General features: G+C 46.1%; 16 protein-coding genes and 4 pseudogenes. 18 read left to right on the top strand and 2 right to left on the bottom strand.

All coding sequences use genetic code 11. From position 1 onward, the window contains the following. The first annotated feature begins 100 nt into the window (after window positions 1-100). Both ACJHYR_RS16635 and ACJHYR_RS16630 read left to right on the top strand, forming a co-directional pair. A complete protein-coding gene (locus ACJHYR_RS16635; protein ID WP_001278287.1) occupies window positions 101-334 on the top strand; it encodes a DUF905 family protein in 234 nt (77 codons plus the stop codon). A gap of 89 nt (window positions 335-423) precedes the next feature. After that, window positions 424-1,242 (top strand): DUF932 domain-containing protein, encoded by an 819-nt coding sequence (locus tag ACJHYR_RS16630; RefSeq protein ID WP_001175153.1) that lies wholly within the window; start codon window positions 424-426, stop codon window positions 1,240-1,242. Between the two features lie 25 nt (window positions 1,243-1,267). Here ACJHYR_RS16630 and ACJHYR_RS16625 read toward each other — a convergent pair whose 3' ends face one another. Beyond that, on the bottom strand, window positions 1,268-1,408 hold the full coding sequence (locus ACJHYR_RS16625) for a hypothetical protein (protein ID WP_000997937.1): 141 nt from the start codon (window positions 1,406-1,408) through the stop codon (window positions 1,268-1,270). 99 nt (window positions 1,409-1,507) lie between these two features. Here ACJHYR_RS16625 and ACJHYR_RS16620 point away from each other — a divergent pair, with 99 nt between their 5' ends. From ACJHYR_RS16620 to ACJHYR_RS16570, 11 genes and pseudogenes are all read left to right on the top strand, one after another. Continuing rightward, window positions 1,508-1,987: an antirestriction protein gene (locus ACJHYR_RS16620; RefSeq protein ID WP_001696591.1), complete on the top strand. Its 480-nt coding sequence runs from the start codon at window positions 1,508-1,510 to the stop codon at window positions 1,985-1,987. A 15-nt stretch (window positions 1,988-2,002) separates the two neighbouring features. Next, window positions 2,003-2,479, top strand: coding sequence for a RadC family protein (locus ACJHYR_RS16615; protein WP_001696592.1), 477 nt, complete (start codon window positions 2,003-2,005; stop codon window positions 2,477-2,479). A gap of 86 nt (window positions 2,480-2,565) precedes the next feature. Continuing rightward, window positions 2,566-2,787, top strand: a pseudogene (locus ACJHYR_RS16610) (DUF987 domain-containing protein). Window positions 2,788-2,866: 79 nt separating this feature from the next. Next, a complete protein-coding gene (locus ACJHYR_RS16605; protein ID WP_001285605.1) occupies window positions 2,867-3,235 on the top strand; it encodes a type IV toxin-antitoxin system YeeU family antitoxin in 369 nt (122 codons plus the stop codon). Between the two features lie 89 nt (window positions 3,236-3,324). Continuing rightward, on the top strand, window positions 3,325-3,702 hold the full coding sequence (locus ACJHYR_RS16600; RefSeq protein ID WP_000854694.1) for a TA system toxin CbtA family protein: 378 nt from the start codon (window positions 3,325-3,327) through the stop codon (window positions 3,700-3,702). Continuing rightward, window positions 3,699-3,875, top strand: a pseudogene (locus ACJHYR_RS16595) (DUF5983 family protein); the annotation flags it as partial. The gene ACJHYR_RS16600 and the pseudogene ACJHYR_RS16595, both read left to right, overlap by 4 nt. Before the next feature lie 48 nt (window positions 3,876-3,923). Then, the gene (locus tag ACJHYR_RS16590) at window positions 3,924-4,121 is read left to right on the top strand and encodes a DUF957 domain-containing protein (RefSeq protein WP_086795284.1); all 198 of its coding nucleotides are present in this window, start codon (window positions 3,924-3,926) and stop codon (window positions 4,119-4,121) included. A gap of 84 nt (window positions 4,122-4,205) precedes the next feature. After that, window positions 4,206-5,048, top strand: a complete 843-nt coding sequence (locus ACJHYR_RS16585; RefSeq protein ID WP_001696593.1) for a DUF4942 domain-containing protein — start codon at window positions 4,206-4,208, stop codon at window positions 5,046-5,048. A gap of 173 nt (window positions 5,049-5,221) precedes the next feature. Further along, window positions 5,222-5,413: pseudogene (gene rhuM, locus ACJHYR_RS16580) on the top strand (RhuM family protein); the annotation flags it as partial. Window positions 5,414-5,842: 429 nt separating this feature from the next. Then, a complete protein-coding gene (locus ACJHYR_RS16575; RefSeq protein ID WP_001172868.1) occupies window positions 5,843-7,027 on the top strand; it encodes a sugar efflux transporter in 1,185 nt (394 codons plus the stop codon). 110 nt (window positions 7,028-7,137) lie between these two features. Then, the gene (locus ACJHYR_RS16570; RefSeq protein ID WP_000535948.1) at window positions 7,138-8,061 is read left to right on the top strand and encodes a carboxylate/amino acid/amine transporter; all 924 of its coding nucleotides are present in this window, start codon (window positions 7,138-7,140) and stop codon (window positions 8,059-8,061) included. Between the two features lie 3 nt (window positions 8,062-8,064). Here ACJHYR_RS16570 and nlpA read toward each other — a convergent pair whose 3' ends face one another. Beyond that, entirely contained in the window at window positions 8,065-8,883 is an 819-nt protein-coding gene (gene nlpA, locus ACJHYR_RS16565; RefSeq protein WP_000779443.1) for a lipoprotein NlpA, read from the bottom strand. Between the two features lie 209 nt (window positions 8,884-9,092). Here nlpA and yicS point away from each other — a divergent pair, with 209 nt between their 5' ends. From yicS to ACJHYR_RS16540, 5 genes and pseudogenes are all read left to right on the top strand, one after another. Further along, a complete protein-coding gene (gene yicS, locus ACJHYR_RS16560; RefSeq protein WP_001309851.1) occupies window positions 9,093-9,386 on the top strand; it encodes a protein YicS in 294 nt (97 codons plus the stop codon). Window positions 9,387-9,687: 301 nt separating this feature from the next. Then, complete coding sequence (locus ACJHYR_RS16555) at window positions 9,688-10,185, top strand: SycD/LcrH family type III secretion system chaperone (protein ID WP_000443172.1); 498 nt, start codon at window positions 9,688-9,690, stop codon at window positions 10,183-10,185. Between the two features lie 9 nt (window positions 10,186-10,194). Next, window positions 10,195-10,376, top strand: a pseudogene (locus ACJHYR_RS16550) (hypothetical protein). A 55-nt stretch (window positions 10,377-10,431) separates the two neighbouring features. Next, window positions 10,432-12,213, top strand: coding sequence for a type III secretion system translocon subunit SctE (sctE, locus tag ACJHYR_RS16545; protein WP_001275756.1), 1,782 nt, complete (start codon window positions 10,432-10,434; stop codon window positions 12,211-12,213). 12 nt (window positions 12,214-12,225) lie between these two features. Further along, window positions 12,226-13,377, top strand: coding sequence for a hypothetical protein (locus tag ACJHYR_RS16540; protein WP_000257048.1), 1,152 nt, complete (start codon window positions 12,226-12,228; stop codon window positions 13,375-13,377). Window positions 13,378-13,391: the final 14 nt, after the last annotated feature.

Genomic DNA, 13,391 nt, shown 5'->3' with positions numbered 1-13,391 from the left:
TCAATCCTGAAGACCGTGCGTACGACAAAGTGACCGTCACGGTTGGTGCTGACGGTAATGCCACCGGCGCCAGCGTTGAATTTATCGGAAAATAGCCGGTATGTCGGACTGCCACCCTGTTTTATTGCCCGAAGGCCCTTTCTCACGCGAACAGGCGGTTGCCGTCACAACAGCTTACCGCAATGTGCTTATTGAGGATGACCAGGGAACGCATTTCCGGCTGGTTATCCGCAATGCCGAAGGGCAGCTACGCTGGCGGTGCTGGAATTTTGAACCTGATGCCGGAAAACAGCTAAATTCGTATCTCGCCAGTGAGGGAATTCTCAGGCAATAAACGTCTTCATTTCATCCATCAGGCCGCGTCTTCTCCGGGAGACGCGGCCTTTTCGTTTATACCGCTAATTCATTCATAAGGAGCAAAGTATGCAATTAGCCAGTCGTTTTGGTCATGTAAATCAGATCCGTCGGGAGCGCCCACTGACACGCGAAGAACTGATGTACCACGTCCCGAGTATTTTTGGAGAAGACCGGCACACCTCCCGCAGTGAACGGTATGCGTACATTCCCACCATCACCGTCCTGGAAAATCTGCAGCGGGAAGGCTTTCAGCCGTTCTTCGCCTGCCAGACCCGTGTGCGCGACCAGAGCCGCCGGGAATATACCAAACATATGCTGCGTCTGCGGCGGGCCGGACAGATAACCGGTCAGCATGTGCCTGAAATTATTCTGCTCAACTCCCATGACGGTTCATCCAGCTACCAGATGTTACCCGGATATTTTCGTGCCATTTGTACCAATGGACTGGTCTGCGGTCAGTCTCTGGGAGAATTGCGTGTTCCACACCGGGGAAATGTGGTGGAGAAAGTTATTGAAGGGGCTTACGAGGTGGTGGGCGTGTTTGACCGGATAGAGGAGAAGCGTGATGCCATGCAGTCGCTGGTCCTGCCGCCACCGGCACGCCAGGCGCTGGCACAGGCGGCACTGACTTACCGTTATGGTGACGAACATCACCCCGTCACCACCGCCGACATTCTGACGCCACGACGCCGGGAGGATTACGGTAAGGACCTGTGGAGTACTTATCAGACCATCCAGGAGAATATGCTGAAAGGCGGAATTTCCGGTCGCAGTGCCAGAGGAAAACGTATCCACACCCGTGCCATTCACAGCATCGACACCGACATTAAGCTCAATCGCGCATTGTGGGTGATGGCAGAAACGCTACTGGAGAGCCTGCGCTGATGCAATCTGTCCCTGAAGGCGTGATTCAGGCACCAGAATCACCCGACGCCCCGGAGAACTCAGTCTGTGCAGACTGAGTACAGGCAATGGCATCTTCTGGCCATCCGTCTGTGACCGGAACGGTTACGCGTACGGCTGTCCGGAATTTCAGCCGAATATCATTCATCCCTGATATTGCCGGGTCTCACGGTCAGTGATGAACGTGATGTTGTCAGCCCCCGGCCTTTATTTCCTCTCATTTATACACATTGTAAGGATTTCACTCATGAAAATCGTTTCTCAGAACACAACTGCTCTTTCTTCAGCCACAGCACCAGGGAATAACCAGCCCCAACTGGTTGCTACTCCCGTCCCTGATGAACAACGTATCAGCTTCTGGCCGCAGCATTTTGGCCTCATTCCACAGTGGGTGACCCTGGAGCCCCGTGTCTTCGGCTGGATGGACCGTCTGTGCGAAGACTACTGCGGGGGCATCTGGAATCTGTACACCCTGAACAACGGTGGCGCATTTATGGCACCTGAACCGGATGACGATGATGACGAAACATGGGTGCTGTTTAACGTCATGAACGGTAACCGCGCTGAAATGAGCCCGGAAGCCGCCGGCATTGCCGCCTGTCTGATGGCGTACAGCCATCACGCCTGTCGTACAGAGAATTATGCCATGACGGTTCATTATTACCGGCTGCGGGATTATGCCCTGCAGCATCCGGAATGCAGCGCCATTATGCGCATCATCGACTGAATGGAGGCAGGGACAATGCAGCAGCTTTCCTTTCTGCCCGGAGAGATGACACCCGGCGAGCGCAGCCTCATTCAGCGGGCCCTGAAAGCCCTGGACCGCCATCTTCATGAACCCGGCGTGGCCTTCACCTCCACGCATGCGGCACGGGAATGGCTGATTCTGAACATGGCGGGACTGGAGCGTGAAGAATTCCGGGTGCTGTATCTGAATAACCAGAATCAGCTGATTACCGGTGAAACCCTCTTCACTGGCACCATCAACCGCACAGAAGTCCATCCCCGGGAGGTGATTAAACGCGCCCTGTACCACAATGCCGCTGCCGTGGTGCTGGCGCACAATCACCCGTCCGGTGAAGTCATCCCCAGCAAGGCAGACCGCCTTATCACCGAGCGTCTGGTACAGGCACTGGCCCTGGTGGATATCCGGGTACCGGACCATCTGATAATCGGTGGCAGCCAGGTTTTCTCCTTTGCGGAACACGGTCTGCTTTAACCCGTCACCGTCACAATCACCTTCATATCACTTCAGTTTCTCTTTCTCAGCTGTTTCTTACTTTCACATTCAGGAGGACTATTCTCATGAAAATCATCACCCGTGGTGAAGCCATGCGTATTCACCGTCAGCATCCTGCATCCCGTCTTTTTCCGTTCTGTACCGGTAAATACCGCTGACACGGTAGCACGGATACATATACCGGCCGTGAAGTACAGGATATTCCCGGTGTGCTGGCTGTGTTTGCAGAACGCCGGAAGGACAGTTTTGGTCCGTATGTCCGGCTGATGAGCGTCACCCTGAACTGAGTCTGGAAGGGCATTCAGAAGAGCAGAATTATCGCCACCACCGGACCATTCTTAACCAATTTTCTGTGAGGATTTTATCGTGTCAGACACACTCCCCGGGACAACGCTTCCCGACGACAATAACGACCGCACCTGGTGGGGACTGCCCTGCACCGTGACGCCCTGTTTTGGTGCCCGTCTGGTACAGGAAGGCAACCGGTTGCATTACCTTGCCGACCGCGCCTGTATTAGAGGGCGGTTCAGCGACGCGGATTCGTACCACCTGGACCAGGCCTTTCCGCTGCTGATGAAACAACTGGAACTCATGCTCACCAGCGGTGAACTGAATCCCCGCCATCAGCATACCGTCACGCTGTATGCAAAAGGGCTGACCTGCGAAGCCGACACCCTCGGCAGTTGTGGCTACGTTTATATGGCTGTTTATCCGACGCCCGAAACGAAAAAGTAACTCTCCAGAATAACCTTCTGCTCCGGCCTGGTGCTTTCACCACGCCACTGTCCCATTTTTTATCTCTGCATATCAGGAAAATCTTCATTATGAAAACATTACCCGACACGCATGTACGGGAGGCATCGTGCTGCCCGTCTCCCGTCACCATCTGGCAGACACTGCTCACCCGGTTACTGGACCAGCACTACGGCCTCGCGCTGAATGACACACCGTTCGCTGATGAACGTGTGATTGAGCAGCATATTGAAGCGGGCATTTCACTGTGTGATGCGGTGAACTTTCTCGTTGAAAAATACGCGCTGGTACGTACCGACCAGCCGGGATTCAGCGCCTGTACCCGTTCTCAGTTAATAAACAGTATTGATATCCTCCGGGCACGCCGGGCAACCGGCCTGATGACACGCGACAACTACAGAACGGTAAATAACATTACCCTGGGTAAACATCCGGGGGCGAAACAATGAAACTGGCCCTGACGTTGGAAGCCGACAGCATTAATGCGCAGGCGCTGAACATGGGGCGCATTGTCGTTGACGTCGATGGTATTAAGCTCGCTGAACTGATTAACAAAGTCGCTGAAAACGGTTATTCACTCCGCGTGGTGGATGAACATGACGCTACCGAAACACCGGCGACTTCTGCCAGCCCTCATCAGTTGCCGGAAGACAATACAGTGATACAGAGCGTGATGCCATTAACCACTGAAACAGCGCTGGATATCCTCATTGCGTGGCTGCAGGACAATATTGACTGCGAATCGGAAATTATCTTTGACAACGATGAGGACAAAACGGATTCGGCAGCACTGTTGCCCTGTATTGAACAGGCCAGGGAGGATATCCGTACCCTGCGCCAACTGCAGCTTCTGTACCAGAACCGGTGAGTCTTACTCACCAGACTTCATTCCACTGACGCCAGCCTGAACAGGGCAGGCGTTTTCATTTATCTGCAAAAAGGAATATCGATTATGTCTGAAATCACAGCCCCCCGTCCGGAAGTGGTCAACGGGCATACGGACGTTATCTGCTCAACCAGTATCCGCCACATTCTGGCTGTACGAAAGAGTACGCTGCTGCAAATCGACACACTTACCCGGCAACTGGCAGAAATCTCAGCAATGACAGAAAGTATTGACGGTAAAGCCGCACTGGACTGGGCGATGAAACAGGATTTTCGCTGTGGTTGCTGGCTGATGGAAAAACCTGAAACGGCAATGAAAGCCATCACCCGCAATCTCGATCGCGAAATCTGGCGTGACCTGATGCAACGTTCCGGGATGCTGTCATTAATGGATGCGCAGGCCCGTGAGACATGGTACCGGTCACTGGAATACGATAATTTTCCGGAAATCAGCGAAGCGAACATTCTGAGCACATTTAAACAACTGCACCAGAACAAAGATGAAGTGTTTGAGCGAGGGGTGATCAACGTCTTCAGGGGACTGAGCTGGAATTACAAAACTAATTGCCCCTGTAAATTTGGCAGTAAAATTATCATTAACAACCTGGTAAGGTGGGACCGGTGGGGATTTCATCTTATCACCGGGCAACAGGCTGACCGACTCGCCGATCTGGAAAGAATGTTGCACCTGTTCAGCGGTAAACCGATCCCCGACAACCGGGAAAACATCACTATTCGTCTGGATGATCACATCCGGTCTGTTCAGGGTAAAGAATGCTATGAAGATGAGATGTTCAGCATCAGATACTTTAAGAAAGGCTCCGCGCACATCAGGTTCAGGAAACCAGAACTGGTTGACAGGCTGAATGATATTATTGCGAAACACTATCCGGGAGTGTTACCTTCATAATAAAGCTCTAAGAATTGATTCGATTGTGTATTTTAGCTTCATTCCCTTACACAAAGTTATTTGGGGGTTCTTATGGGGGTTACTCATTTATCCAACACAGATTAATCATTTAAAATCAAAACATTAACACTCATATTCGACTCCTGTGATCTCCGCCAAAATGCCTCTTCATACGTTCTCGAACCCCTCGTAATACTGTCAATCCAGATATTTTCTACTGCTCAATATTCAATCGGCTTCAGAAATACCTGGTCAAAGGTTTTGTGATGGACGATGAGCTGCTGAAGAATCCGCCTGTCGGTTCTTCTGTCCTCGAACGCATCCGCGATATGCGCGCCAGCATGTGCCGTGTTTATTTGCAGGTGATTTGCCCCCTGCTGGCTCTCAGCCAACTGTATCGCCATTAAGGTGAAGATATTGTTTTACACGCTCCATAACACCCTTTTTTATACGACGATTCTATTCCTTTAACAGCTGGCGAAAAAAACTGACCTGTAAACTTCACCAATAATCAGACTGTCATCAAGATTAATTTTTTCATTTAATATATCAAATCAACTTGTTTTATTTTTACTATCAAAAATAGCTCATTGCCTTACTATAATTAATATATAAATTCGGTGATTAATTCTTAACATGCTTTTGCTAATAATCTCAATTGCTGGCCCTATAATATTGCGCTAGCATTGCTTTCTGGTTGTATCAGCGATACTCAAAAATTCTTAATACAATACTCATTCGACTGGTACTTATTTGTAACTCAGTTATATTTTGTCGCCCGGTGATTCAAAAGAATGCAAAAAACGGCTACCACTCCATCAAAAATACTTGATCTCACTGCCGCGGCATTTTTACTTGTCGCCTTTCTGACGGGTATTGCGGGCGCTCTCCAGACTCCTACCCTAAGTATATTCCTCGCAGATGAACTGAAAGCCCGTCCTATAATGGTAGGTTTTTTCTTCACCGGTAGCGCTATTATGGGAATTCTGGTCAGTCAATTTCTGGCAAGGCACTCCGATAAACAAGGCGACCGTAAATTACTGATCCTGCTATGTTGCTTATTTGGAGTGCTGGCCTGCACGCTTTTTGCGTGGAATCGCAACTACTTCATTCTGCTCTCAACGGGCGTACTTCTGAGTAGTTTTGCTTCCACCGCAAACCCGCAAATGTTCGCCCTCGCCCGTGAACACGCCGACAGAACAGGCCGTGAGACGGTAATGTTCAGTACATTTTTACGTGCTCAGATCTCGCTTGCCTGGGTTATCGGGCCACCGCTCGCTTATGAGCTGGCAATGGGATTTAGTTTTAAAGTGATGTATCTCACCGCTGCCATCGCATTTGTTGTTTGCGGGCTGATAGTCTGGTTGTTTTTGCCATCAATACAAAGAAATATTCCTGTCGTTACCCAACCCGTAGAAATTTTACCCTCCATCCATAGAAAGCGGGATACACGGCTACTTTTTGTGGTCTGTTCAATGATGTGGGCGGCGAATAATCTCTACATGATAAATATGCCGCTATTTATTATTGATGAACTGCATCTAACCGATAAACTGGCTGGAGAAATGATTGGTATTGCTGCCGGTCTGGAAATTCCGATGATGTTAATCGCAGGCTATTACATGAAACGTATTGGCAAGCGACTATTAATGCTCATTGCTATCGTGAGTGGTATGTGTTTTTACGCCAGCGTACTCATGGCGACGACTCCGGCAGTAGAGCTGGAATTGCAAATTCTAAATGCCATCTTCCTTGGTATTCTCTGTGGTATAGGCATGCTTTATTTTCAGGATCTGATGCCTGAAAAAATAGGCTCTGCGACAACGTTATATGCAAATACCTCACGCGTCGGCTGGATTATCGCCGGCTCTGTTGACGGAATTATGGTTGAAATCTGGAGCTACCACGCGTTGTTCTGGCTGGCGATAGGAATGCTGGGTATTGCGATGATTTGCCTGCTGTTTATTAAAGATATTTAGCTCACCTGTCTGGGCTAAGAAAAATCGGCGTGGCGCAAACAGAGCCATCCTCGCCATTTTTGCTATCATGCCTGCATACATAAACGACAAAACAGTATGCAGAGGGAAAAATGGGTTCCACCAGAAAGGGGATGCTGAACGTTCTGATTGCCGCCGTGTTGTGGGGAAGTTCAGGGGTCTGCGCGCAATACATCATGGAGCAAAGCCAGATGTCGTCGCAGTTTTTGACTATGACGCGTTTGATATTCGCCGGTTTGATTCTGCTGACGCTGTCATTTGTGCATGGCGATAAAATCTTTTCTATTATTAACAATCACAAAGATGCCATTAGTCTGCTGATTTTTTCCGTGGTTGGTGCGCTAACCGTACAGCTCACTTTTTTACTAACCATTGAAAAATCGAATGCTGCCACGGCAACGGTGCTGCAATTCCTCTCACCGACGATTATCGTCGCCTGGTTCTCACTGGTGCGTAAATCTCGCCCGGGCATTCTGGTTTTCTGCGCTATTTTGACATCGCTGATCGGGACTTTTTTATTGGTGACACACGGTAATCCGACGTCATTATCGATCTCTCCGGCCGCGTTATTCTGGGGCATTGCCTCGGCATTTGCTGCTGCATTCTATACCACCTATCCCTCAACGCTGATTGCCCGCTATGGCACGTTACCGGTCGTCGGCTGGAGTATGCTGATCGGTGGTCTGATCCTGCTGCCCTTCTATGCCGGGCAAGGAACAAACTTCGTGGTTAATGGCAGCCTGATTCTGGCGTTTTTCTATCTGGTGGTAATCGGAACTTCGCTAACCTTTAGTCTATATCTGAAAGGCGCACAGCTCATTGGCGGGCCAAAAGCCAGCATTCTGAGCTGTGCAGAACCATTAAGTAGCGCGCTGCTCTCTTTGCTGTTGCTGGGGATCACGTTCACATTGCCGGACTGGCTGGGAACGCTGCTGATTCTGTCATCGGTGATTTTGATTTCAATGGATTCTCGTCGCCGCGCCAGAAAAATAAATCGTCCGGCGCGGCATGAGTGAGAATTACCAGCCAGGCACCGCGCCACCGTTAAAGATGGTTTCTGCCGCTTTAGCGACTTCGGGCGATTGATAAGATTGCAGAAATTCCTTCACGTTTTCTGCATTCTTATTATCTTCCCGTGCCACCAGAATATTCACATACGGCGAATTCTTATCTTCAATAAATACGCTGTCGTGCACCGGAGAAAGCCCGGTCTGCTGAATGTAAGTGGTGCTGATAATCGCCACATCAACTTTGGGATCATCCAGTACGCGCGGGAGCTGTGCCCCCTCGAGTTCCATAATCTGCAAATGACGAGGATTCTCGGTTATATCCAGCGCGGTAGGTAGTAACCCTTTTCCCTCTTTCAGAGTAATTAGCTTCTCTTTTTGCAACAGTAAAAGCGCGCGACCAAGGTTGGTCGGGTCGTTGGGGATCGCCACTGTCGCGCCTTCTTTTATTTGCGCCACGGTTTTGATTTTTTTGGAATAACCCGCCATGGGGAAGACAAACGTATTTCCCACCGCTACCAGTTTATAACCATGCGCCTGATTATCTTGTTCAAGAAAGGGGCGATGCTGGAAGACGTTCGCATCAAGCTCGCCATGATTTGTCGCATCGTTCGGTAGCAACGAACCGCTAAATCCTACCAGTTCAACATCGAGGCCATACTTCTCTTTTGCCACCTTTTTAGCGACTTCCGCGACATCTTGTTCTGCGCCATTAATAACGCCCACTTTAATGTGCTTTTCATCGCTGTTGCTCTGGTCGCAACCTGCCAGCAGAATTCCTGCCAGCAATAATGAGGCCCCCACCCGTAGATGATGTGTTGTCAGTTTCACTTTTTTATCCTTTTTTTAATCGTTAACTGACTATAATGGCAAGATCACTACGATTTAAAAAACGAAAAGCTATCGAATAGAAGAAAAAGGTATATAAAACTGGCACTTCTTACTGACCACGCAAACACCTTTCGTACAGCATGATGAGAGCGGCAAAAGCAAACTACACTTATGCTTCATTCGATGCACATTTGCAGAAGGTTGCAGCTATGAAGCCAACGATGCTACTCATGATTACCGTATTCCTGACTTTTTCAGCCATTTCTCAGGCCGAATCGCCATTCAGTTCTCTACAGTCGGCAAAAGAAAAGACCACGGTATTGCAAGATTTACGTAAAATTTGCACGCCACAGGCGTCATTATCAGACGAAGCGTGGGAAAAATTAATGTTGTCTGATGAGAATAACAAACAACATATCCGCGAAGCTATTGTGGCGATGGAGCGTAATAATCAGAATAACTACTGGGAAGCGCTGGGTAAGGTGGAATGCCCGGATATGTGAATTTCGCACACCTCCGCGCTCAGGCCAGCAGCCGCTGACGTACGCTCGCACATCAGTAAATCACCTGCTTTTTCAAATTCCAATCAAAATTGCACCCGTTCATCAGGATTGTGGAGGAATTTCCCTCTACATTGTTTTCATTTCATCACATAGAAAATCTTATCTCATTGAAACAATACTTGTTTTTAATGAAGAAAAGGAAGCCCAACGGATGGGCATAAAAATGAGCGAATTTTGATATCACCACCCTCTAAAAAATGGTGAAGTCTGCACAAAGAATGTTCGAAAGGAGAGAGTAGAGATGGAAAGCGCAAATCTGGATTTAGAAGAAAATAAAGAAATTGCCAGTAAGTTCGAACGTGCACTAGGTATGGGAGCAACACTTGCAGAGCTGCATGGCATTACTCCGGATACACTTGAAGGCGTTTATGCTTACGCTTATAACTTTTATGAAAAAGGAAGACTTGACGAAGCTGAACTCTTTTTTAAATTTCTCTGTATTTATGATTTCCAAAATTATAACTATTTAAAAGGATATGCCGCCGTCTGTCAGTTGAAGAAAGATTATCAAAAGGCATTCGACATGTATCATATCTGTTTAATGCTATCTCCCGATAACGATTTCTCTTTGGTTTATTACATGGGCCAGTGCCAGATGGGCTTAAAAAACACTAAAATGGCCACGGAGTTATTTAATACAGTCGTAACCTACAGCCAAAATGAAAAAATTAAAGAGATGGCTACTGCTTATCTTGAACTCTTGACAGCCAATACCGAAGAGGAAGTTCAAACAGAGTGAGTCGGCAAAATGAACATAAACGGAAAAAACTCTTCTTTTACGCCTGAAGAGTTAACCAGGAAATATCATGAGAAAGCCCCGGTTGATTTAAAAATAACCATAGCGATAAAATAAATGAGAAGAATAACAATAAACACATTGCTTACTTTCCCGTTGATGCCATTTTAGATGGGAATAAACATCTGCCATGAGTTAAATAAAAAAGAATTAATTACACCCGATGATAGCTTAAAAAGGAGGTGAATTATGTCGGCACCGATTACGGGACAAACGATCACGTTTGAACAAATCAGCGAAACATTGCGCACACAGTATAGCGATGCGGAAAAAAGACTGCAGGACAGCAGCAAAACGCAAGTTGATCCCATGCGGCTTAATAAAAACCCGAAATCCCTTGATAATGATATTCGCGCTCGTCTTGAAAACAAACCGATGCTTGCTCCGCCTGAAATGCAGGTTTTAGATTCAGACAACGCCACTACAGCAAAGACGAACGATGCCCGCCTGACGATGATTTTGGGTAATCTAACAGGCATTGCCGATCAGGATATTACAACACGATTGCATAATAACCTTGACAGCACCCTGCTTCGACACGAAATGGCACATAATAAGTTTCGTGAATTAAGTGACGCTTACTCCTCGTCATTAGATTCCGCGCAAAAAGCCGACGACATCATGCATCAGGCCAATAATAATTACAATGCGGTCGATAAAAAGGTGCAATCGCTGGAGAAAAAAGTCAATGCATTGAATCAAGAGCTGTCGCAACTGCAACCTGGCGATCCGCAATATAATAAAGTGCTGACGCAAAAAAATGCGGCTGAGAAAACACTCACGCTGTCATTACAAAAAAAATCGTTAGCTGAGAAATCGTTAAATACAGCCATTATGGATGCTGATGCTGCGATCGGCCAAAGTATGGAAATTTTTGACGAAATTCAACAGCAAGAACAGATTAATAACTTTACCACCAATATTTGCCTGACCCAGGAAAACCAGAAAAACAGAAACGCGACAGCCACATTTATCCTTTTGATTACCTCAGTAATGGAAGTTATTGGTGATACCAATTGCGAATCTATTAAAAATCAGTCTGAGGTAATGAAAGAGATTAACCATGTCAGGGAAAATAAACTCAATGAAACAGCGCGTAAATATACTAAATGGACAAAAGTTGTAAAAATCGTTAATGAGTGTGTAACTGTAGCTACCATTGCCATGAGCGCAATCTTAATTGTTGTTGGTCTTCTTGCTGCAGTTCCAAGTGGTGGTTCAAGTATTGCGGGTGCATTGGCACTTATTGGAGGAATAGCGGGCGCAGTAGTATTAGGTGTAGATATCACTTGTCAAATCGCTCTGGGCACCACGGCTACCGGCTGGATTTTAGGGAAAGTTGTAGAAGGTCTTTCGGCTGCTATTAAAACAGTTGATCCCACTCTGCTCGCAATCACCGCGCTTCTGGACGTTATTGGTGTCGATCAAGATACGATTGAACTGGTTAAAAGTATTTACGCAAGTGCAGCCGCTTCTATTGTCATGGCGACAGTAATGATTGGTGCAGCTGTAATATGTTCTGTAGCAATAGGGGCCGTTGTTTCTGCATTATCAAAAACAGCCGCAGAAGAAGTCACCAAAGAAATAACAAGCACTATAAAATCAACCATTGAATCTATTATTAAATCCGTTTCAAAAAATATTATAAAGGTATTAAACAGAGTATGCAGCATGATACAAACATCAGTCGTAGTTTTGAAGTTGATTGCCAAGATAAGTAATGCTCTGGAGAAAATAGGCTTAGCTATCTGTGAAACAGCAACATCGATAATGAATTATTGTGTTGCTGAAAACTCTGCCGACATGGCAATTTTACAACAGGACATGAGTAATCTATCAAAAACGCGTGAACAAATGCTTTCAGTATTGCAAAGGGTGGATAAAACCGTCGAACAAGAGGTAAGTCAGATGGTAAGAGTATTACAACACCGAACTGAAACCTTAAAATTTGCTTCCCATTCTATCGTATAAGAGGGTTCTAACATGGCCACCTATGAAATTAAAAATGCGACCAGCACACATAATATTAACAATCTCGATAAAACAATCTTTGATAGAGATTATAGTAAAGAAAACAACATACCAAATGATAATAAAATTGTGCAATACTATAACCTTAAAGATATTAAGCATGACATAAGCTCTCAGTTTATAATATTAAAAAATACAGACAGAGAAGTCTGTCCGGAACTAAGAGTAAAACTATTGGATAATCTTAATTATTCAAGGAATACGCTAGATAATTTGAGGGGTGACCTTAACAAACCTACAATTACATCCAGTCAATCAAGCAGTTCTACAGAGCAGACCACTATTAAAATATCTAAATTTAATATCCTTGATATGCTAGATAATTTGACCATGCGACAACAAGCTGTTATGGAGGAATTTTTAAGGGTATTCACATCAATGTATAAAGCCTCAGCTATGTCTGAGGCTATTATGAGCAATGTTTTTGAACAACTTGTCCAGTATCAGAGAAAAGAAACCGAACGCGCCACAGCAGCAAGTTCGATAGGTGTTATTATCGGGTCAGGAGTTGGCGCAGTCGGGGCCTCGGCATCTGCCGTAGCAAATTACAGAAGCCATCCCAAAAAGATGGTAACCCTTACACCTGACCAAGAGCATACTATCGAAAGAACTGATGATAATGCACAGCGCGCGTCAAAAAGGGAAGTTATAGAGCAACAAGCTTCTCTCAAACAAATAGATGAAAAAATAAAAAATACAACGAAAGATACGAATCTTAATGAAAAAGAAAAAGAAGAGGCGCTGAAATCATATGATAAAGAAAAAGAAGCTACTCTAGAAAAGATTAGAGATACAAACGAGAAAATTAGCACAAAACATAACAATAGGTATAATAAATATTTTACTATAGGTAAAGCAGATGTACTTTCACAGCTTAGCAATGAATCAATTCGAGCAACATCTAGATATCTAGAAAGCACTACTCATGCAGAAAAAGACATTGTTGAACAGGCTAAAAATGTTATGCATTCAGTTATGAGTAGCTATCTGGATCAAATTAGTCGTGATGTTCAAGGAAGAGATCAGGCACTTAATTTATTACAGCAAATAATACAAACCATTATTGATACTGATAGCGCTATCGTTCAAGGCATTCGCTCATAAATAATTGCAATAAT

The sequence above is a fragment of the Escherichia sp. WS1450 genome (assembly GCF_046487395.1).
In the GTDB taxonomy this organism is placed as follows: Bacteria; Pseudomonadota; Gammaproteobacteria; order Enterobacterales; family Enterobacteriaceae; genus Escherichia; species Escherichia coli.
The sequence above is the reverse complement of the archived record's forward strand: the minus strand, read 5'-3'. Positions and strand labels throughout refer to the sequence as shown.